Source organism: Kineococcus sp. AC630 (assembly GCF_979255925.1).
Window position 1 is genome coordinate 1 of sequence record NZ_CEEDMJ010000152.1, and the last position, 235, is coordinate 235.

1 protein-coding gene is annotated in these 235 nt (G+C 72.3%); it reads right to left on the reverse strand.

All coding sequences use genetic code 11. The annotated features are described in order from the left end of the window. A partial coding sequence (locus tag AC0I8G_RS26215) for an OmpA/MotB family protein (protein WP_471732543.1) occupies positions 1 to 235 on the reverse strand: 235 nt, incomplete at both ends.

Sequence of the window (235 nt, forward strand, 5' to 3'; positions counted from 1 at the left end):
GGCGATGACCAGGTCGACGCGACGGTTGCCCGTCAGCGCCTTGGGGTCCTCGTTCGGGTACAGCGGACGGCTGGCGGCGTACCCGGTGCCCGAGAGGTGGTCGCCGGGGATGCCGGCGGCGATGAACCGCTGGACGACCGGCATGGCGCGGGCCGCGGAGAGGTCCCAGTTGTCGCGGTAGCGAGTGGCACCCTTCAGCGGCAGCGAGTTCGGGTGTCCCTGGACCGCGACGTCG